The sequence below is a fragment of the Comamonas sp. Y33R10-2 genome (assembly GCF_019355935.1).
Taxonomy (GTDB): Bacteria; Pseudomonadota; Gammaproteobacteria; order Burkholderiales; family Burkholderiaceae_C; genus Comamonas.
This window is the reverse complement of sequence record NZ_CP079925.1, coordinates 1,545,068-1,565,598: the sequence shown is the minus strand read 5'-3', so window position 1 is coordinate 1,565,598 and position 20,531 is coordinate 1,545,068. Positions and strand designations below refer to the sequence as shown.

At 57.6% G+C, this 20,531-nt stretch carries 16 protein-coding genes; 5 read left to right on the top strand and 11 right to left on the bottom strand.

From position 1 onward, the window contains the following. The first annotated feature begins 52 nt into the window (after positions 1–52). Positions 53–1,501 (top strand): TolC family outer membrane protein, encoded by a 1,449-nt coding sequence (locus KUF54_RS07020; protein ID WP_219345924.1) that lies wholly within the window; start codon positions 53–55, stop codon positions 1,499–1,501. A 113-nt stretch (positions 1,502–1,614) separates the two neighbouring features. Here the strand turns inward: KUF54_RS07020 and KUF54_RS07015 are convergent, their stop codons facing one another. The 4 genes from KUF54_RS07015 to KUF54_RS07000 all read right to left on the bottom strand — a co-directional run bounded on the left by KUF54_RS07015 (position 1,615) and on the right by KUF54_RS07000 (position 7,493). Beyond that, positions 1,615–2,319, bottom strand: coding sequence for a hypothetical protein (locus KUF54_RS07015; RefSeq protein ID WP_219345923.1), 705 nt, complete (start codon positions 2,317–2,319; stop codon positions 1,615–1,617). A gap of 167 nt (positions 2,320–2,486) precedes the next feature. Continuing rightward, positions 2,487–3,794: a 3-deoxy-D-manno-octulosonic acid transferase gene (locus tag KUF54_RS07010; protein ID WP_219345922.1), complete on the bottom strand. Its 1,308-nt coding sequence runs from the start codon at positions 3,792–3,794 to the stop codon at positions 2,487–2,489. A gap of 167 nt (positions 3,795–3,961) precedes the next feature. After that, entirely contained in the window at positions 3,962–5,350 is a 1,389-nt protein-coding gene (locus KUF54_RS07005; protein WP_219345921.1) for a phosphomannomutase/phosphoglucomutase, read from the bottom strand. A gap of 250 nt (positions 5,351–5,600) precedes the next feature. After that, positions 5,601–7,493, bottom strand: a complete 1,893-nt coding sequence (locus tag KUF54_RS07000; protein WP_219345920.1) for a propionate--CoA ligase — start codon at positions 7,491–7,493, stop codon at positions 5,601–5,603. A gap of 263 nt (positions 7,494–7,756) precedes the next feature. Here KUF54_RS07000 and KUF54_RS06995 point away from each other — a divergent pair, with 263 nt between their 5' ends. After that, positions 7,757–8,254: an EVE domain-containing protein gene (locus tag KUF54_RS06995; protein ID WP_219345919.1), complete on the top strand. Its 498-nt coding sequence runs from the start codon at positions 7,757–7,759 to the stop codon at positions 8,252–8,254. A 309-nt stretch (positions 8,255–8,563) separates the two neighbouring features. After that, positions 8,564–9,967, top strand: a complete 1,404-nt coding sequence (locus tag KUF54_RS06990) for an APC family permease (protein ID WP_304518284.1) — start codon at positions 8,564–8,566, stop codon at positions 9,965–9,967. Positions 9,968–10,024: 57 nt separating this feature from the next. Here KUF54_RS06990 and KUF54_RS06985 read toward each other — a convergent pair whose 3' ends face one another. Continuing rightward, on the bottom strand, positions 10,025–11,281 hold the full coding sequence (locus tag KUF54_RS06985) for a CynX/NimT family MFS transporter (protein WP_219345918.1): 1,257 nt from the start codon (positions 11,279–11,281) through the stop codon (positions 10,025–10,027). A 259-nt stretch (positions 11,282–11,540) separates the two neighbouring features. On the opposite strand from KUF54_RS06985, the gene KUF54_RS06980 reads away from it, so the two are divergent. Further along, positions 11,541–11,693 (top strand): hypothetical protein, encoded by a 153-nt coding sequence (locus KUF54_RS06980; protein ID WP_219345917.1) that lies wholly within the window; start codon positions 11,541–11,543, stop codon positions 11,691–11,693. 229 nt (positions 11,694–11,922) lie between these two features. Further along, the gene (locus tag KUF54_RS06975; protein ID WP_219345916.1) at positions 11,923–12,237 is read left to right on the top strand and encodes a DUF2322 family protein; all 315 of its coding nucleotides are present in this window, start codon (positions 11,923–11,925) and stop codon (positions 12,235–12,237) included. A gap of 93 nt (positions 12,238–12,330) precedes the next feature. On the opposite strand, the gene KUF54_RS06970 is transcribed toward KUF54_RS06975, so the two are convergent. From KUF54_RS06970 to KUF54_RS06945, 6 genes are all read right to left on the bottom strand, one after another. After that, positions 12,331–13,518, bottom strand: a complete 1,188-nt coding sequence (locus KUF54_RS06970) for a YbdK family carboxylate-amine ligase (protein WP_255576356.1) — start codon at positions 13,516–13,518, stop codon at positions 12,331–12,333. Then, on the bottom strand, positions 13,508–14,770 hold the full coding sequence (locus tag KUF54_RS06965; RefSeq protein WP_219345915.1) for a cation:proton antiporter: 1,263 nt from the start codon (positions 14,768–14,770) through the stop codon (positions 13,508–13,510). The genes KUF54_RS06970 and KUF54_RS06965 overlap by 11 nt, the downstream gene beginning before the upstream one ends. Before the next feature lie 480 nt (positions 14,771–15,250). Continuing rightward, a complete protein-coding gene (locus tag KUF54_RS06960) occupies positions 15,251–16,165 on the bottom strand; it encodes a TIGR03915 family putative DNA repair protein (RefSeq protein ID WP_255576355.1) in 915 nt (304 codons plus the stop codon). Between the two features lie 12 nt (positions 16,166–16,177). After that, positions 16,178–17,533, bottom strand: a complete 1,356-nt coding sequence (locus KUF54_RS06955) for a putative DNA modification/repair radical SAM protein (protein WP_219346303.1) — start codon at positions 17,531–17,533, stop codon at positions 16,178–16,180. Between the two features lie 306 nt (positions 17,534–17,839). After that, positions 17,840–19,021, bottom strand: a complete 1,182-nt coding sequence (locus KUF54_RS06950; RefSeq protein ID WP_219345914.1) for a M20 aminoacylase family protein — start codon at positions 19,019–19,021, stop codon at positions 17,840–17,842. A 14-nt stretch (positions 19,022–19,035) separates the two neighbouring features. Then, positions 19,036–20,385, bottom strand: a complete 1,350-nt coding sequence (locus tag KUF54_RS06945; protein ID WP_219345913.1) for a DUF3100 domain-containing protein — start codon at positions 20,383–20,385, stop codon at positions 19,036–19,038. Positions 20,386–20,531: the final 146 nt, after the last annotated feature.

The window sequence follows — 20,531 nt, the reverse complement described above, 5'->3', positions numbered from 1 at the left end:
TTGCGTTCATTCCCTTGCGTTTTTTGATAGAGACTGCCCAACCCTGACTTTTATGACCAAGCTGCCCCGGCCCCTGCAAACCTCTTCCACCCACGCGCTGCGTGCTATTTCTTTGGGAGTTTTGCTGGCATGGGCCAGCGCACAGGCGCAAGCCCAGTCTCTGTCTGAATTAGTACAGCAAGCCCGCGGCCACGATGCCTTATGGCAGGCCCAGCAGGCAGATGCCCGTGCCGCGGCTAGCCGTGCTGATCAGGCCTTGTCTGGTTTGCTGCCTACGGTGGGGCTATCCGCCGGGGTCAACCGCACGAATACGCAAATCAACCTGCCTCAGGCCAGCACCGGCGTTAGCAACTCGGTGCAAAACATGCAGCTCAGCGCCCAGCAGCCGCTATATCGCCCAGCCAACAAAATAGCTTACGAGCAAGGCCAGCGCGGTATGGATGTGGCGCAAGCCCAAATTGAAAGTGCCTCGCAAAACCTAATCGTGCGCGTGTCGCAAGCCTATTTCGATGTACTGGCTGCGCAAGACAGCGTGCAAGTTGCTCAGTCTCAAAAGCAAGCCATCAGCACCCAGCTGGAAATGGCCAAGCGCAATTTTGAAGTGGGCACGGCCACCATCACCGACTCGTACGAAGCCCAGTCGCGCTTTGACTTGGTCACAGCCCAGCAAATCGCCGCTGAAAACGATTTGCAGGTCAAGCGTGTGGTGCTCGATCAACTGGTGGGCCGCGTTGGCACCAGCCCCACCCGCCTTGCCTCGCCGTTGACGCTGCCCAGCGTGATGCCCGACCACATGCAAAGCTGGGTGGATACTGCGTTGGCCAGTCAGCCCCAATTGCGCCAAGCCCAGTTAGCGCTGGATATTGCCCAGCTCGACACGAAAAAAGCCGAAGCCGGGCACAAGCCCACGGTCGATTTACAAGCAGGCTACGGCATTAACCGATACCCCAATGGCTTTATGACGCCCAGCCTGCCAGCAGGTACACGCACCAACGCCGCCCAAATTGGCGTGGTGATGAATATGCCGCTGTTTGCCGGCTTTGCCGTACAAAACCGCATCAAAGAAACGCTGGCATTGGAAGACAAAGCCCGCGCCCAGTTAGATGATGCGCGCCGCAATGTGGAGCAATCGACCCGCACCGCGTTTTTAGGCGTGCAGTCGGGGCAGGCACAGGTCAAGGCGCTTGAAGCGGCTCTGGCCTCCAGCAAAAGCGCTTTAGAAGCCAATCGCATGGGCTATGACGTGGGTGTGCGCATCAATATCGACGTGCTCAACGCCCAAAATCAGGTCTACCAAACCGAGCGCGACCTAGCCACGGCCCGCTACCAAGTGCTGCTGGGTCAGCTAAAGCTGCGTCAAGCGGCAGGTGTGCTGACAGATGATGATTTGCGCATGATTGATGCGCTGACCTTGCCAGCACCAGTCACTCCAGCATTGGCAATAGCTGTGCCAGCCAAGCCTGCGTCTGTGCCAACGCCTGCTAAATCAGCGAAGCGTTAAGCATGGCCTAGAAATAAGGACTTGAGGTTTTTCGGCCTCAAGTCCTTATTTGCGTAGGCAGCCAAATTAAGTGCGGCTGGCAGCTCTGAACTGCAACTGAACGTCAAAGTTACCTAGCACGGATCGACCGTGGAAGTGGTCTGGTTACCCACGGTCACTGTAGTCACACACATAGGCTCAGTCGCCTCGGCATCTTTGGCCTTCCCTACTGGAAACGCCGCTGGCTCCACTAGAGCCAGGCTTTGCACCGTTTTGCCAAAGTAGCTGCGCTGCAGCAGCAATTGGGCCGGCATGGAGCCGGAGGGCAGCGACTCATATTCATCACCGCTAATACAGAACTCAAAAAACAAATAGTTAATTTCTTGCACTTTGAACTGGTGCCGGCAGCTGTACCGGCCGGAGCCTCGCTGCGTTTCCACGGTGACTTGTTCTTGAGCGTCCTGCCCCATCAACCAAGTGTAGGCCATGGGCAAGGTCTGAGCCCACACCATCCAAAACATCAGGCTCATGAAGCCTAGCAAGCCCAACAGCAAGCCCGCACGTTTGATAGGTCCTCCATCCACCCATGGACCTGCCGGGCTCCATCGCCCTGTACGGTACAGGTGCACCAAGCCCCAGCTTGCAGCGGCCATACATAAAGCCACCACATACCAGACCAGACGCAGCCACTCAGGACTGGGAACAAAACTACGGCGAAGCATCGGGATCACTGCCAGCACGAGCACGATCAGCAAAACCGAAAGAATCCATTTTTGACCGTGCGTCGCATTGTCCTGCCACAGCCAGCGCGTCCAGCCACGTTTCTTGTTTGATGCCATAGGTTCTCAGTGTTAAGCGGCGACTATATCACTCACAATTTAATAGCTATCGCTGCCCAGCCGACATTGGCCTCAATGACATGAACGACAGCAACGGGGCGGTTTACAGCCGTTAAAGCCGCTCGAAACAACTGTGGCGGCATGCGTTATTAGGGACTAGCCGCTCCTTATTTAGGAGTATTCATCAAGCCTTGAATGGCCTGCGCCGTCGCAGCCGCTGCACCGCGATTGGCTAGCATCATCTCGCTAGCGCTTTGTTGGGCCGCATTCAAGCGCTCAGGGTTAGCGACCAAAGCTAGTGCCGAGTGCAGCGCACTATCCATATCCGCCACCCGCAAGGCAGCGCCAGCCTGCACCGCCTCTAAAGAGGCTTGGCTGAAATTAAAGGTATGCGGTCCCAGCAAGACCGGGCAGCCGCATGCCAGTGACTCGATCAGGTTTTGCCCACCCAAAGGCGCAAAGCTGCCGCCCATCAACGCGGCCGAAGACAAACCGTAATACAGCGGCATTTCACCGAGCGAGTCACCCAGCCAAATCGCCTCATCTGGCACTGCTGGGACTTCTTGCCACTGACTGCGCCGTGATACTGCAAAACCTGCATCGACAAGCAACTGCGCCACTTCATCAAAGCGCTGCGGGTGGCGCGGCACGATCAGCCACTGCACGGCAGCGGCTTGCTGACCCAGCGCTTTAAGGGCTGCGATGAACATGACTTCTTCGCCCTCACGGCTGCTGGCAAACAGCACAACGGGCTTAGGCAAAGCTGTGCGCCATTGCGCGGCTTGCTGCATCTGCGCTACATCGGGCTGCACATCAAACTTAAGGTTGCCCAGTACGCCGTTGACCTTGGCTCCCACATTGCGCAGGCGCCGGGCATCATCTAGGGTCTGCGCCCAGACGGCAGCCAACGCTTGATAAGCAGGCCTTGATAGAGGCTTGATCTTCAACGCCCCGGCTTCAGACTTTTCATTCAAACGCGCATTGGCCAGCGCCAGCCCAACGCCTGCATTGGCGCAAGCTGCAATCAGATTGGGCCAAATTTCGGTTTCCATCAGCACACCAACAGCAGGCCTGAACTGATGGATAAAACGCTTCGTGGCGCCCAAGGTATCCCAAGGCAACCATACCTGCACATCACCTTGTTGCAGCAGCTTGGCTCCCTCTTGGCGCCCCGTTGCAGTGCTATGGGTCATGAGCAAACGCATACCGGGCAAGCGTTCACGCAAAGCCTTGATCAAAATTGCAGCAGCCCGTGTCTCGCCCAGTGACACCGAATGAATCCACACCCATTGCCCGCGCCCATCACGCCCTAAGTCAAAGGGCTGGTAATGGCCAAACCGCTCAGGCACTGCCACGCCATAACCGGGCTCAGCCACCGCTCGGCGGCGCAGCTTACGGCGCAGCAGCGGCTGGGCGGCCCAAGCCAGCGCGCTGAACAGCGCACGGGCAAACGTCATAGGTGCGCGTGAACTCATTGATTTGATCGTTAGCTGAATCTAGAGTGAAGCATGCTCTAAATCAGAGATGCCAAGCAAGAGCCGTCTCGCTGCGATGGCATCGTCCCCTTCCCGCGCAGCGAGAGAGGGGATGACGCGAAGCGAATCAGGGGGAGACGCGAAGCGACTCAAGGGGGAAAAGCATCTCAATGAGATGCGGCACCAATAGCTGCATCGGGCTTGACACGCTTGAGCAGCGTCAGCATTTGCGCCTCAATGCGGTGCAAAGCTTCTTCGGTATGGCCTTCAAAGCGCAGCACCAGCACGGGCGTGGTGTTGCTGGCGCGAATCAGGCCAAAGCCGTCAGCCCAGTCCACACGCAGGCCGTCAATGGTGCTGACCTGTGCAGGCGCAGAAAATTCTGTAGCTGCCAGTGCTTGCAGCTCAGCGGCCAAGCGGTGGGGCTCGCCTTCAGCGCAAGCCACGTTCAACTCGGGTGTAGAGAAACTTGTGGGCAGTGCATTGAGCAAAGCACTAGGGTCTGTTTCGCGGCTGACAATTTCGAGCAGTCTGGCGCCGGCATAGGTGCCGTCGTCAAAGCCGTACCAACGCTCTTTGAAGAAAATATGGCCGCTCATCTCGCCGCCCAAAGGCGAGTTCAGCTCTTTCATACGAGCCTTAACCAGCGAATGGCCGGTCTTGAACATCACAGCCTTGCCGCCCGCCGCTTCAATCTCAGGGGCTAGGCGCTGCGTGCATTTCACGTCAAAAACAATGGAGCCGCCGGGCACGCGAGAGAGCACATCTTTGGCGAACAGCATCATCTGACGATCAGGGAAGATGTTCTGGCCGTCTTTGGTGACGATGCCCAAGCGGTCGCCATCGCCGTCAAAAGCCAGGCCCAGCTCTGCATCCGAAGTCTGCAGCGCCTTGATCACATCGCGCAGGTTCTCTGGCTTGCTGGGGTCTGGGTGGTGGTTGGGGAAATTGCCGTCCACCTCTGAGAACAGCTCAATCACTTCGCAGCCCAGCTGGCGGAAGATTTCAGGAGCCGATGCACCAGCCACGCCGTTGCCGCAGTCCACTACAACCTTCATGGGGCGGGCCAGCTTTACATCGCCAACGATGCGCGCTTGGTAGTCGGGCAGCACATTGGCTTGGGTGACCTGGCCTGCGCCGGTGATCGTCCAGTCTTCTGCTTCCATGCGCAGGCGCAAAGCCTGAATCTCGTCGCCATAAATAGCGCGGCCTGCCAAAACCATCTTGAAGCCGTTGTAATCCTTTGGGTTGTGGCTGCCCGTGACCTGAATGCCGCTGGTGCACAACGTCGCCGCCGCGTAGTACAGCATGGGCGTGGTGGCCAGACCGATATCGATCACGTTCACGCCCACGTCGGTCAAGCCCTGCATCAGCACCGCAGAAAGCGACGGACCAGACAAACGGCCATCACGACCCACGGCCACAGTTTTTTCACCTGCGACCAGCGCTGCCATACCAAAGGCACGGCCAATACCGCGGGCGACTTCTTCAGTCAGCGTGCTCGGCACAATGCCGCGAATGTCATAGGCTTTGAAGATGGAAGATGCAACTTGCACGATAGGACTTTCTTGAAGCTTTCTAATTCCATAGCGCCCAGCACAAGTCTGTGCGGCGTGATCTCTCGATTTTAGGCTGCAAACAACAAGGCCCGAGCCTTGGGAGCACGGGCCTTGATATCAAAGATTCCCCCTGAGTCGCTTCGCGCCTTCTCCCAGCGGGGAACGAGAGCCTTTGCTACGGGGCGGCTCTTGCTGGCAGCCCCCTCTTTTGGGTAACAAAACACCACAGATAGCTGTAGTGCTGAAGTTACAGGCGTTGTTGTACCTGAGCCAAGGCTGCCGGGTCTTCCATGGTGCTCAGATCACCCGGATCGCGCCCCTCAGCCACGGCTTGGAGGGCGCGGCGCAGCAGTTTGCCGCTGCGGGTCTTGGGCAAGGCCGTCACAAAAATCACGCGCGATGGGCGGGCTACTGCACCCAGCCGAGTATCGACGAGCTTCATCACATCGGCCTCTAGCGCCTTGCAGCCCGCATCGTCAGCGACCACATTGGCATCGCGCACCACGCAAAAAGCCATGGCGGCTTGACCTTTGAGGTTGTCCGCCACGCCTACAACCGCGACCTCGGCAATTTGGGCGTGTGCGGAGATGCTTTCCTCAATCTCGCGCGTGCCCAAGCGGTGACCGGCAACATTGATCACATCGTCGGTACGGCCCAAAATGAAGTAGTAGCCGTCTTCATCGCGAATGCCCCAGTCAAACGTGCTGTAGATGAGGCGGCCGGGAATGCTCTTCCAATACGTATTAACAAAGCGGTTGTCATCGCGCCAAACGGTTTGCATGCAGCCGGGTGGCAGTGGCCCTTCAATGGCCAGCACGCCTTTTTGATTGGCTTGGGTCAGTTCTTCACCCGTCGCATCGTCAATCAGCTTGACGTTGTAGCCATAAACCGCTTTACCGGGGCTACCAAAACGCGTGGTCTGTGACTCCACACCGTTGCACAGCGTCATGATGGGCCAGCCAGTTTCTGTTTGCCAGTAGTTGTCGATGATGGGCTTTTTGATGGCCGCACTGATCCACGCAGCGGTGGGCTCATCCAAGGGCTCGCCCGCCAACCACAAGGCTTTCAAGCTAGAGATGTCATAGCGCGTCAGGTACTCAGCATCATGCTTTTTGAGCACCCGAATCGCCGTGGGTGCCGAGAACATGTGGGTGACTTTGTACTTCTCAACAATGCTCCACCACACACCAGCATCTGGGTTCACGGGCAGGCCTTCGTACATAACGGTAGCCATGCCTGCAATCAGCGGCGCATAGATGATGTAGCTGTGGCCCACCACCCAGCCAATATCACTGGTGCAAAAAAAGGTCTGACCGGGCTGCGCATCAAAGATGTTGGGCATGCTGGACGCCAACGCCACCGTGTAGCCCCCTGTGTCGCGCTGCACGCCCTTGGGCTTGCCGGTGGTGCCGCTGGTGTAGAGGGTGTAGCTGGGATGGGTTGACTCTACCCAGACGCAATCGACCTTGGCATTCAGATGCGCGGCACGCAAAGCGGTCCAGTCATGGTCGCGGCCAGCGCGCATGGGCATTTCAGCCAAACCGCGATTGACCATCAGCACTGCTGCGGGTTGGTGCTTGGATTGCTTGAGCGCCTCATCGAGCAAGGGTTTGTACGCCACCACCCGCCCGCCGCGCGAGCCCGCATCGGCACTGATGATGACTTTGGGCTCGGCATCATCAATGCGCGAAGCCAGCGCGCCCGAGGCAAAGCCGCCAAACACCACCGAGTGGATAGCGCCCAGACGCACACAGGCCAGCATGGCAAAGCAGGCCTCGGCAATCATGGGCATGTAAATTTGTACGCGGTCTCCTTTTTGCACGCCCAGCACCTGCAAGGCCGCTGCCATACGGTTCACCTCGGCATGCAACTCGGCGTAGCTGTAGACCTTTTCAGTATTCGTCTCCGTCGAGATCGCGATCAACGCGTTCTGCTCAGCTCGCTCGGCCAAATGGCGGTCTATGGCGTTGTGACACAGGTTGGTCGTGCCACCCACAAACCACTTGGCAAACGGTGGGTTGCTGTAGTCGCAGACTTGCTGCGGCTTTTGCTGCCAGTCGATCAGCTCGGCCTGCTCAGCCCAGAACAGATCACGATCTTCAATGGAGCGACGGTGGAAATCTTCGAAACGCGTGGTCATGAATATGTCTCCTTGGCTTTTCATCCATTGCAAAAAGCCTTATGTACTTTGTGATGAACGTTGAATTATTCATAGCGCACTTGCCAAAAACTGACAGCCCGTTAACTGGACGTCAGCACGCCTGTACGCTCTATTGAACGCCTAGCGCCGCAAAACTGCCACAAGGTGTTTCCTTGATGTCTGAGCAATGACACCGCAGTGATGACAGGCCTCAATTGACAGCCCCCTATTTACCGGCTCACCGATTCACCGACAATCGCCTCATGAAAGACAGCAGCCCCCACAAGCCCCACAGCCCGCGTTACTGGCTCATGAAAAACGAGCCTGACGAATATTCGATCGATCACGCATTGGCTGCCCCCGCACAGACCATTGCTTGGAACGGCGTGCGCAACTACCAGGCGCGCAACTTCATGCGTGACGATATGCAGGTGGGCGATGGGGTGCTGTACTGGCATTCAAGCTGCGCCGAGCCCGGCATTTACGGCATTGCCCACATTGCTGGCAATTTGCAGGTAGACCCTTCGCAGTTTGATCCGGCCGACCCCTATTACGACCCCAAGTCTCCACAAGACAAGCCGCGCTGGTTGATGCTGGATGTGCAGGCGCAGCGCAAAACCCGGCCACTCTTGATTGCCGAGTTGCGCGAGCATTCAGCGTTGGCAGATATGCGTGTGCTGCAAAAAGGCAACCGTCTGTCCATCACCCCCGTAAGCGAAGCTGAATGGCAGTTTATTTTGGGCTTGCTTGAGGGGCGTTGAAACGCTGAAACCGTCAAATACTGGCACTCCCCGAATGCTCTCTAATTCATAGCAAATAGTCTATATACCGCCTTGACCAGAAGGCAATTTCTTTTATGAAGCACGCACTTTCAGTCAAAGGCCGATAATCTTGCGTTTTTCGCGCAGCCAAGATTGTTTGATCTTGTACCCGCGCGAATGCCAAGAACGGCGCGCCAATTTGGGCTGCGCCACGCCATAGACAACACAATGGTCACAGCCCAAGTGCCGTGGCCATGCGCAGGTGGGACTGTCCACAGTTCTGCCTTGTTCTTGTGAAGGAAGATTGCCTTGACTGATCGCCCACCCGCTGCGGCTGCGGCCTCCCCCACCCACCGCCTGCAAAAGACCTTGATGCTCTGGCATGTGGTCATCATCGGCCTTGCCTACATCCAGCCCATGACACTGCTGGACACCTTTGGCATGGTCTCGCGTGATTCGCTGCAGCATGTGCCCACCTCTTACTTTGTGGCGCTGCTGGCGGTGCTGCTCACATCGCTGAGCTACGGCCACATGATTCGCCGCTACCCGTCCTCGGGCTCGGCCTACACCTATGCGCAAAAGGCCATTCATCCGAATGTGGGCTTTATGGTGGGCTGGTCGTCCCTGCTGGACTATTTGCTCTCGCCCATGGTGAACATCTTGCTAGCCAAGATTTACCTGACCGCCATCTTCCCGGACATCAACCATTGGTACTGGATTGTCGGCCTCACCGCTGTGATGATTTTGGTCAACCTGCGCGGCATTCGCTTTGTGGCCAATTTCAACGGGCTGATTGTTCTGTTTCAGCTGCTCATCATTGCCATCTTCACCATCATCGTCTGGCGCGAACTTAGCAACGGCCAAAACGCATTGGGCGCGATTGCTGAGCATGGCGGCCAAGGCCTGTGGAGCATGTCTCCCTTTTGGACAGCGCAGGCCGAAATTGGCGCGCTGATTACCGGGGCGACGATTTTGTGCTTTTCCTTCACCGGTTTTGACTCGTTGAGTTCACTGGCCGAAGAAACACACGACACAAAGAACACCTTACCTAAGGCAATTTTTCTGACGGCGCTGATCTCTGGTGTGATTTTTATCGCCTCCACCTACTTTATGCAGCTGTACTTTCCGGGCGATCCGGCGCAGTACTTTGAAGCCGTCGATGAAACCCAGCCCGAAATTCTCTATTTAGTGGGCGGTGCGCTGTTCAAGTCGGTGGTGCTGTCGTTTGCCATCATCACCGTCATGGCCTCAGGCATTGCCGCGCACGCTGGTGTCTCACGACTGATGTATGTGATGGGGCGCGACGGAGTGATCAGCAAGCGCTTTTTTGGCCATATCAGCCCCAAGTCCTTCACGCCTTCATACAACATTTTGCTGGTCGGCGCGGTGGCACTCACGGCAGGCCTGCTGAGTCTGGAATACGTGGTCGCCCTCATCAGCTTTGGCGCGCTCACCGCCTTTAGCTTTGTGAACCTGTCCGTGCTGGCTGAATATGTGTGGCGCCAAAAGCGCTGGAACACGCTGGGCGATGTGCTGCGCTACATCGTTACCCCCGTGCTGGGCTTTATGAGCGTGGGCGCCATGTGGCTCAAGGTAGAGATGACTTCGCTGACCTCGGGCCTGATCTGGGGTGCCATTGGTATTGCCTATCTGGCCATCATCACCCGCGGCTTTCGCAGCAGCGCCCCGCAATACCACGAGGACGCCCAATAAATCGTTTGATGAAAATGGCTCTCAGTCCTTTGACATCAAAGACTCAATGCTCTACTTTTAGGAGTTATGTTGCATTGAGTCTTTGATGAGAGCGGGCTTGTCTGTGGCGTGAGTCCAGCACTGGGTCACGCCCAGCGCCAGCAGCCAGCCCAGCACGCACATGCTGACTGTAACCACCCAAGTGAACTGCCAGCCGCCCATCCACACCGCCACGGCAGCCACCAAGGGCGGGCCGGCAAACTGGCCTACGCAAGACCATTGCTGCATCAAACCCACGGTGGTTGAAACCGTTGATGAGCTGGGCGCCAAATGCATGGCTGTGGTGAACAAGGTCGCAGGTATCAAGCCACCCGTGGCAGAGAACAAAAACACCGCCACAAAGCGCAGCCACAGCGGCAGCGCCTCGCCGCCTATCTGCACATAGGCCAGCAGCGCGCACAGCCCCATCATCACAAAGCCGGTTTGCAAACAGCGCGCGGGGCTCCAGCCGCGCTGCTGCAGCTTGCCCGATGCGATATTGCCCAGCAAATTAGCCGCAGCCACGGCCGCAGTCAGCACGCCAGCGAGCTTGGCGCTCAGCCCTGCTTGCCCATAGAGCGTTGGCAAAAAACCAATCACCCCCATCCACTGCCCCGAATACAGCATAAAACTCAGCGACACCAGCCACGGGCCGGGGCTGCGCAGCGTCAAGGCCAAACGAGGTCGCCAGCCATCATGGGCAGATGTTGTTGCTATTAATGGATGAGCAGAATCTGCAGGCACCATGCGCAGCACCGCCCAAAAAGCCAACATAGACGTGCCGCCCAGCGCAATCCACCAAGTCTGCCAACTCGTTGCCTGCAGCACCCACGGGCCAAGCAACAGGCCCATCGCGCTACCCACCGGCATGTATGAACCCCACCAGCCCATGCGCGCGCCCAGCTCACTGGGTTGAACGCTGCGCCGAATCAAACCCGGAGCAGGCATGGCGATGAGCAAAAAGCCCATACCCTCCAGCACGCGCAGTGCTAGCAGCCATGCAAAACCGGTAGCCGCAGCGCCCACCATGCTGGACAAGGCAATCAGCGCCAGCCCCACCAACATGCTGCGCCGCAGCCCCCATTTATCCGCGCCGAGGCCCACGACCAGCCCCAGTGCCATACCCGCAACTTGAACGGTTGAGAGCAAAAAGCCCGCTTGCACCAGTGATATGCCCAGCTCTTGCTGCAGCACCGGCACAGCCGGCGGCAGCTTACCCACGTGTAGAGAAGCGCTGATGCCAGCGGCGACGATGATCCATGAGGGGTTCAAGCCCCGCTTCGCAATTGTCTGCACCTTGATGTCTCTTTTTTTGAGGTCGCTGATATATAGCCTTGCGAGCATAGGCCATAACCGAAGCGAGCTTGAGCGAGCAAAAGCGACTCATTTGTTTGAGCGCTTTTTTGCTGGGCTGCAGACAAACTGGTGTCTTTGGAAGAGACCTGGGAAACGCCGAAGACAGCCCTTAAGGCTATGGCGTAAAGGCCTTCTGAGACTGGGCATGCTGGCCTTAGCGTGCCACGGTTACATTGGAGGCTTCATACAGGAGATTTCTATGGCCAAAGGCATGCAACTTAACAACAAAATGGTCAAAAAACCGAAGAAGGACACCAGCTTGCCACCGCCGGTCAATACCTCGTCGGAATCCATGCGCCCTATGCCCCCAGTCACCTCGGTGCTGCCCAAGGGCAAGTTGAAAAACAAATAAGGCCTTCGCCGTGCGCTCTCCGTACAGGGCGCGTACGGCCAACCGCCGCTAGCGCACACCTGGATCCGCCCCCATAGGGGTGCGTTAGTGCACCGCTTCTGGCAGCAAGCAGCGAGAAGGTCCAGCCTAAGTTTTCGCAACAACGCTGCCAAGCAAGCTCCGCTAAGCTTTGCCAGCCCTGCATATCCATCACAATTGTGCTTTCGACAAAACGCACCGAGAGCTGACCATGACCTTTGCCGACAACCTCAAGCAACTTCCCTCCATTGCCCATATTGCAGAGCTGCAACTGATAGATGCCGATGGCAATGTGGCCGCAAGCATTCCCAATGCGCCCGGCAAGGCTGGCTCTGTAACCGTCTACAACGGCCTCTTCGTCAAACACGGCAGCATCAATGTGGCGGCGGCTGAAGAAGGGCTGCAGTTGTTTGCCGAGCACACTGAAGACGCCAAGGCACGCCCCGGCGCTCACCCCAATATCGACCGCCTGCTGGAAGTGATCGCCAGCGGCAAGGGTTATGAGGTCAAAGTCGTCGCGGCTTAAACCCCGCACGAGCAAACCAAGCACTATCAAAAAAAGAGCTAGCAATCCTTAATAGATTAGGGATGCTGGCTCTTTTTATTCAAACCTCCACATCTAAATCTTCCCGCTGAATCTCAGCGACGCCCGCCGCACAACTTCGGGCAATTGCTGCACTTGGGCATATTGCTCGCGCAGCCAAAAGGCGTCATTGCCCTGCGGGCCCAGCACTTGCTTCAAATCTTGCAGTGCGCTGCGCCCAGCAGCCGGGGCGTAGCTGCTGATTTTTTGCAGCGTCAGCGCAATATGCTCACGCAGCGAATGCTGCTCGCTAGTGACCGGATCCACATAGGTTCCATCCAGACCAAAGCGGCAGGCCTGAAAACGGTTATAGCTGTAGACCAAATAGTCGTCCTCGCTAGGCTCAAACGGCTGCTCGCTCAAAAACCAGGCACCCAGCGCCTGTACATAAGCCGCCAACTGGGCAGCGCGGTCTATGGACAGCGGTGTGTCGAACACGCGCACCTCGACGGTGCCAAACTCTGGCTTGGGACGTATATCCCAGTAAAAGTCCTTCATGCTGTGGATGACGCCGGTGGCGGCCATTTTGTCGAAGTAGCGCTCAAAGTCTTCCCAGTGCAGCGCAAACGGCGCGCGGCCTGAGAGCGGGAAGGCGAAAACGGAATTCAGGCGGGCCGAATCAAACGCCGTGTCCTGACCCTGCACAAAGGGGCTGGATGCGGACAGCGCAATAAAGTGCGGAATGTAGCGCGAGAGGCGGTGCAGCATCAGCAGTGCATCATCGGCACTGGGGCAGCCCACATGGACATGTTGACCAAAGATAGTGAATTGCTTAGTCAGATAGCCATACAGCGCCGTCATTTCCTTAAAACGCGGCTTGTCGTAAATGCGCTGATGGTGCCACTGCTGAAACGGGTGCGTGCCACCACCGGCCAGGGTGATGTTCAGCCGATCTGCCGCCTTGACCAGCGCATCGCGCGTTACGCTGAGCTGGGCATAAGCATCTTGTGCGTCTTGGCAGATACCGGTAGAGATCTCAATCATGCTGGCCGTTACCTCGGGCACGATAGAGCCCGGCACTGGGACGTTTTTCAGCAGCGCCAGCATATCGGGCGCATAAGGGGCCATGTCGTAGTGGTGGGTGCTCAGCAGTTGCAGCTCTAGCTCTACGCCCAGCGTTAGTGCTTGCGATGAGGCGAACTCACCCAGCTTCAGAGTTGCTGATTTGGTTGATGACCGGGCTGAAAGCTGGGTTGAGGAATCAATTGATGGCTCATGCGTCATGGCGCTTCTCCCCTTTTTGTAGTGCGGCGCGGCCCACGCCTCTATGCGCATCGCCGCTGCGCCACAAAGCACTGGCGGCAAGCAGTACCCCTAACACCTCGCACAGCGCAATCAACGGCAAGGCGATGGCTGCAATTTGCTGGGCCACGCCGAGATTGACAAGCATCCACTGCTGCACCAGTGCAGACACCATGAGCAAGGCCACGCCTGACAACGCCACCTGTGCGCAGGCCACCGGCCACTGTTTACGCCAGCCAAGCGCCGTGCCGCGGCCTAGTAGCAAAACAGCGCCCAATTTGGCTGCAAGCCTTACCAAAAATACGCTTGCCACTACAGAAATCAAAGCAAAAGACAAACCGACCTGGGCCGCCATGCTGGCCACCAGCACAAACATCAGCAGGTTAAGCATGGCATTGGCAGCCTGAAATGCCTGCGGCCAGATCAAGGGCTGGGGACTTAAATTGCGTAGCAGCAAGCCCGCGACCATAAAGGACAAAGCGGCTGACCCACCCCATTTCTGAGCGAGCAAGCAAACCGCTACCGCTGCCGCTAACAGGTACATGGCCGTTGTGTCGCTGCGCGAAGACTTCCAGCGCAGTACAGGCCAAAAAGCCAGCGCCAGCAGCGCTGCCCAAAGAAGGGTTAAAAGAATACTCAGTAGCAGTTGCCCCAAGCCCGCCGCTGAAAACTGCAGCCCACTCGCCTCTACAGTTGATACTGCTGATGCAGGGACAAAAACCAGAGTCAACACCAACGCAGCCAGCAACGCCAGCCAGGTGCTGACTGTGGCCAGCAGCAGGCTTCTGTCAGTGATTGAACCACTAGAGCGCAAATCATCAGCAATACGAAGCAGCACGGCGGGCGATGCGGCCATCGCAATCACACCTACTGCCAGAGCAACGGGCCAATCCCAATCCAGAAGCCGCAGCAGAGCGCAGACCAAAGCCCATGTCAGCAAAGACTCGCCCAGACTTTGAAGCAGCAGCCACGGTTGGCGCAGCAACCAAAACAAAGACACTTGCGAGGCCGCCAGCAGCAGGCTTACCCCCACCGCCAGCTCCAGCAATAGCAAAGTGCTGCCTTGCAAAGGCCATTGCAAATCACCAAAACCAAGCCAGCCGGCAACCAGACCGGCCAAGGTGTAGCCCAGCATACGTGGGTAGCCTGTAAATCGATGCACCAAATGGCCCAGCAAGGCAGCTGCAGCCACCAGTACGCACCAGTTCAAAAGCGTTTGAGATTCAAACAGCATCAGCGCCCTCCTGTATCAATGCCCGGGGATGCAGAGTTCAGATACGAACATCCGCAAACCCAGTCTTGCTGCAGGCAGCGTTGCGTGAAGGACGGCGAGTTAGCCTCGTAGAGCCGCTAACACAACTGAGCAAACCAAAGGTCTACGTTTGAGACGAAGCGCTAAGCCGCAGGCCGAACATAAGTAGGGCAAGGCCAAGCCGTGACGTATCAAGGATTGCGTGAGCGACTCTAAAGGCTCATGAGATCATGAATAGGCCAGATGGCCCGAGCCCAACAAAAGTGCAACACCTGCGAAAGGCGGCCAAACGACCACCGCGCAGCTTTGCAAAGCGCACAGGCTGTGCAAAGCATTGGTTTCATCATACAAAGATGGTCCTGACAGACAAGGCTGGCCGTCAGCATGTAAGAGTCTGTATTTCATCCCCTTAGGGCAGCTTCAAAGCCATGTCCTCAAAACACCGCCCATCCGGCTCAAGCCTCAAATCTGCAACATGCGCTGGGTGCGACCACGGGCACCTGCCACCAGTTCACTGATGAGTTGCGCTTCAGGCAGGTTTTTCCAGTATTTGCGCGGCATCTCTCGCTGCATGGCTTGCTCTTTGAGTCGCGCTGGGTTGAAGGTAGATCGGTAATAGGTCAGCCACAGTTGCTCGCCCGCGTCTGGGCCGGGGGCTTGGTCAGCCGTGCTGCCGGGGGCCATCAACAACTGCTCCAAATCCCAGTAAACACTGCATTGCGGCGTAAGAATGGCCCAGCGCATATTCGGAAAACGCCTTCTAAAAAAGCCCGATGCAGCGCGCAGCACATGGTGCTCAGGTTCAAACCAGGCCATTTGCATGGGCTGAGCATCCGCTGGCGTCTCAGTTCCCGGCACTGGCCTGAAGCGCACAAAGGCATGCATTTTGTGAATTTCGCGGCCCGCCGCTTTGGCCAAGCGCTCAATCTCGCGCCAATCGCTATCGAGCGCATCCAGCCGCAACCTAGGGTCAGCCTGCAAGCGATACAGCCAGCGGTAGCACAACGCAAAGCGGCCTTCCAAAATGTGGCAGCAAGCTAAGCGCATGGTTGACAGCTGGCTTTTGCCTAAACGTAGCGGCTGCGCGGGTGGCAAGGGCAACTGCTCTAGTGCATCAGGTGTCAGCGCCCTGCCCACTACGCTGCCTGCCTCATCGGCTGCAAACAAATCCTGCGCTTGCATTTGCTTGGTTAGGGGCTGGCAAAAGCGCCAGCGCACGGCATGAGGCTCCACGCGCAAAGCCAGCAGCACTTTGGCGGCTTGGCGAAAGCCGTCGAAGTCATCAGGCTGCTCTAGCTCAATCACCAGAAATTCGCTGGATAAAACACTAGATGCGGCATTGCTCGCGTCACTCGATGTTTCTTTCTTCATTGCCATCTTTACCGCCTATCACCATCCATCAAACAACGAGAGTTGAGCTGTTTTTGCGCTCAAGCCAGTATCTGGCAATCGCATGCCGCTATGCTTTTGTTGAACGACGCCGTTATTCATGCGCTGCAGCAATTGCTGGCGCAACATCGGGCTTTCCAAATCTGCGCGGCGCGGGTGGTAGTCCGTCAGCTCCACAAAAGCCAGCACCTTGGCCGTGGCGGTGCGCAGCTGCTGCAAGTCGGCTAACCGCAAGCTGCGCCCACGCCGCGCCAGCAAAAGGCGCTGCACGCTGCGCACCCCCAAGCCGGGCACGCGCAGCAGCCACTCTTTGGGCGCAAGGTTGAGGTTGACTGGAAAGTGCTGGCGATTGGCCAGCGCCCAAGCAAGCTTTGGGTCCACCTCCAAGTCCAGCATGCCGGCGCTGCCGGGCAACACAATTTCTTGATGGGCAAAGCCATAAAAACGCATCAGCCAGTCCGCTTGATACAGCCTGTGCTCGCGCAACAGAGGCGGCGCCTGTAGCGGGAGATCGGCCGAGGCATCGGGGATGGGGCTAAAGGCGGAGTAATACACGCGCCGCAACTGGTGGCCGCCATACAGGCCGCTGCTGGTTTGCAAGATGGCTGCATCGCTGGAATCATCAGCGCCCACAATCATCTGAGTGCTTTGGCCACCGGGGGCGTAACGCGGCGCTTTGGCACGGCGCACGCGCTGCGCGCCGGGCAAAGAGACGATGCTGCGGGCCGCTTGTGAGCGCCCTTCGTCCTTGGCAATCTGAATAAACCGAGCTACATCGCCCATGGCCGTCTGAATCTGATTGGCGTCTTTTTCAGGCGCTAGCTGCTGCAGACCTTGCTGGGTGGGCAGCTCAATATTGATGCTCAGCCGGTCGGCATAGCGACCCGCCAGCGCCAGCAGTTCGGGCGCGGCATCGGGAATGGTTTTGAGGTGGATGTAGCCGCGAAAATCATGGTCTTCGCGCAGGCTGCGCGCGACTTCGACCATTTGCTCCATGGTGTAGTCGCTGGACTGAATGATGCCGCTGGATAAAAACAGGCCTTCAATACAGTTTCGGCGGTAAAAGTCCAGCGTCAGCTCCACCACTTCAGCGGCCGTAAAACGCGCACGTTGCACGTTGGAGCTTTTGCGGTTGATGCAGTAGCGGCAGTCGTAAATGCAGAAATTGGTTAGCAAAATTTTGAGCAGCGAGATACAGCGCCCATCCGGCGCGTAGCTGTGGCAAATGCCCATGCCTTCAGACGAGCCCATGCCCTTGCCGCCCAGCGAATTGCGCCCTTTGACGCCGCTGGAGGCACAGCTGGCGTCGTATTTAGCGGCGTCCGCCAAGATGCTGAGTTTGGCAATGATTTCCATGATGGTGCTCGTGATTCGTGAGGAATTCACGATGTACTGTTTATTTATACAGTAATTTAACGAATCAACGAAGCACCGTGAGCCAAGGGGTTTTTAAATTTCACCTCAATCCGCAATCAATTCACCTTGAAATTGGCAGCTAGTCCATACACCAAAAGGACTTTTAGCTATGGTTTTAAAAATTTGAAACAAAAAAAACCGGGCAGAGCCCGGCTTGGTGATTGGCGTGAAGCGTCTTTTGCGTTTTTTCTTTTGCCTTATGGCCTATGCCCTATGCCCTATGCCTTATGTTTTATGCATTCCCCATTACGTCGAGCTTGGCAGCTTGCCGTCGCGCAGCAGCGCATGCACCAGCTCTACCCAGTAGCGCATGCCCAAAGGCAAGTTGGCGTCGTTAAAGTCATATTGGGGGTTGTGCAGCGATGCGCTGCCCTCGCCATTGCCCAGCCAGATATAGACACCGGGGCATTCTTGCGCCATGAAGGCGAAGTCTTCCGATGCCATGCTGGGCACCATGTCGCGGCGCACTTTGCCTTCGCCAAGCACGCCGGTCAGCACATCGGCACAGACTTCGGCATGGGTGGCGTTGTTGATGGTGGCCGGGTAGCTGACGCGGTAGTCCAATTGAGCCTGCAGCCCATGCAGCGCGCAGGTAGCAGCAATGGCTTCGCGAAAGCGCTGCTCGATACGAGCGCGCTGGGGCATGTCAAAGCAGCGCACGGTGCCGCGCAGCTTGATGGCCTCAGGCATCACGTTATAGGTGTCACCGGCGTTAAAGCTGGTGACGCTTAGCACGGCGGGCTTGTGCACTTCTTGCTCGCGGGCAATCAACGCAGGCAAATGGGTCACCAACTGGCAGGCAGCCAGCAAGGCGTCTTTACCCAAATGCGGCATGGCGGCGTGGCAGCCTTTGCCAGTCAAGGTCAGATCGAAAATATCGAAGGCTGCCATCACAGCGCCGGAATGCACCGCCGCCGTACCCAGAGGCAGTCCCGGCCAGTTGTGCATGCTGTACACCGCATCCATTGGGAAACGCTTAAACAGCCCGTCCTCAATCATGGCGCGCGCGCCGCCTTCGTTTTCTTCGGCAGGCTGAAAGATGAAGTACACGGTGCCCGCAAAATCGGGGTGCGATGCCAGTGCTTGCGCGGCGCCTAGCAACATGCTTGTGTGGCCGTCATGGCCGCAGGCGTGCATGCGGCCGGCGTGGGTGGATACGTGCTCGCACTGGTTGAGTTCTGTCACGTTCAGCGCATCCATATCAGCGCGCAGGCCGATGGAAGGACCTGCGCCGCGCAAGCCCTTGAGCACAGCGACGACGCCGGTTCCTGCCAGCCCACGGTGTACTTCCAAGCCAAAGCTTTTGAGCAAATCCGAAACACGTGCGCTGGTGCGGTGCTCTTGAAATGCCGTCTCAGGGTGGCGATGAAAGTCGTGGCGCCACGCTTGCAGCGCTTGCTGACCGGGCCATTGAATAGTGTTCAACATACTTCGCTCCGCGCTTACAGCGTATGCACAAAGGTCTGGGCGATCATGGTCGCAGCCAAGAACACACCGGCATTGGCCAGCAGCGAGACCAGCACAATGCGCCAGCCCAAGCGGCGAAACGCCGGAATATCCTTGGCCAGCGACAGGCCGGCAAAGGTCAGCATGGGCGTAATCATGGCCAAAAAGCTCACCTTGCCAGTCAGCGCAGTCACTTCAGCGGCCAGCGGCATTTGCGGGAAGGTCATGGCCATGGCGATGAAAGAAATCCAGCACACCGCAGGCAGCTTGCGACCCGTCGCCATATAGATCAAATCACCCACCAGCACGGGGATGATGATGATGAGCACGCCGGGCAAAGCGTCCAGCATCGGCGTGCCGTAACCAATGCGGTTGCCAATCAACACCATGGCGCCCACCCAAACCCAGCACAGCAGGCGCATGCCCAAGCTCAGCGCGGGCACATCGACCTTTTCTTCCTCAGCTTGATTGGCTTGGGCTGCAGGAGCGAGCTTTTCCACCAAAGCGGCCTTGCGTTTGCTGCCCAAAATCGGCTCCAGCCACTGGTAAGCACGCACAGCCAAAGGCAGGGAGATGAACAGCGTCAAATACGTTCCAACCGTCGTCGCGATCAGGTTCGCGGCAGCGGCAAAAGTCGCGATTTGCTCGCCCATTTCAGGGTACTGCGCTGCAACCGCGCCCACGGCAGCGGCAGTCATGGAGCCAGAGCCCACGCCCGCGCCCATGCCCAAGGCGATGGGGTGGAAAATGCCCAAGCTTGCGATAAAGCCCGCCAGCAGCGAGATAAAAATCGCTCCAATCAACGTGCCAGTAATGTATTCAGCCAGCACGCCGCGGCCTTCGGGCGAATCCATGCCGAAGCGCTCGCCAATGATGGCCAAGCCCGGTTCACGGCCAATCGAGAACGTAGCGCCAATCGCTTCACGCTTAATGCCCAGCAGCAGCGCCACCGGCATACCCAGCGCTACGCAGCCCACCAAGTTACCTAACTCTTGCAGCGCCAAGCCCCAGCCTACCTTGGCCAGTTGCGGCAGCGAGCCGCCCACCATCAAACCCAACTTGGCAATAAACAAAAACAGCGCGCAAGACAGCACGGCAGCGGCCAAGTTTTGGCTATACAAGCCAAGTTGCAGCGGCCCGGGCAGGCGCTTGCGCAGCAGGCCCAGCACCAAACCAATCAGCAGCGCCCAGATCATGGGCAGCAGCACCACCTTACCCACGCCTAAAGCAATGGGCAGCGGCCCCAGCCATTCAGACAATGCCGCAATCACCAGCGCCAGCGCAAACACTTGCACCACACTACTCATCTTCAACGCGGCCTTGGCCGGCTGCACTTTTGTACGCATCACGATTCCTTGCGCACGACGACCACGGCCGACGCGCTGAATTAGCTCAAAAACCTGAAATAAGGCGTAGCCAGCCCTCACCAGCACTACCTATGCTGGAGCCGAATATAGCAATGCATTTATTGCATACGCTCAGTTTTTCTGTT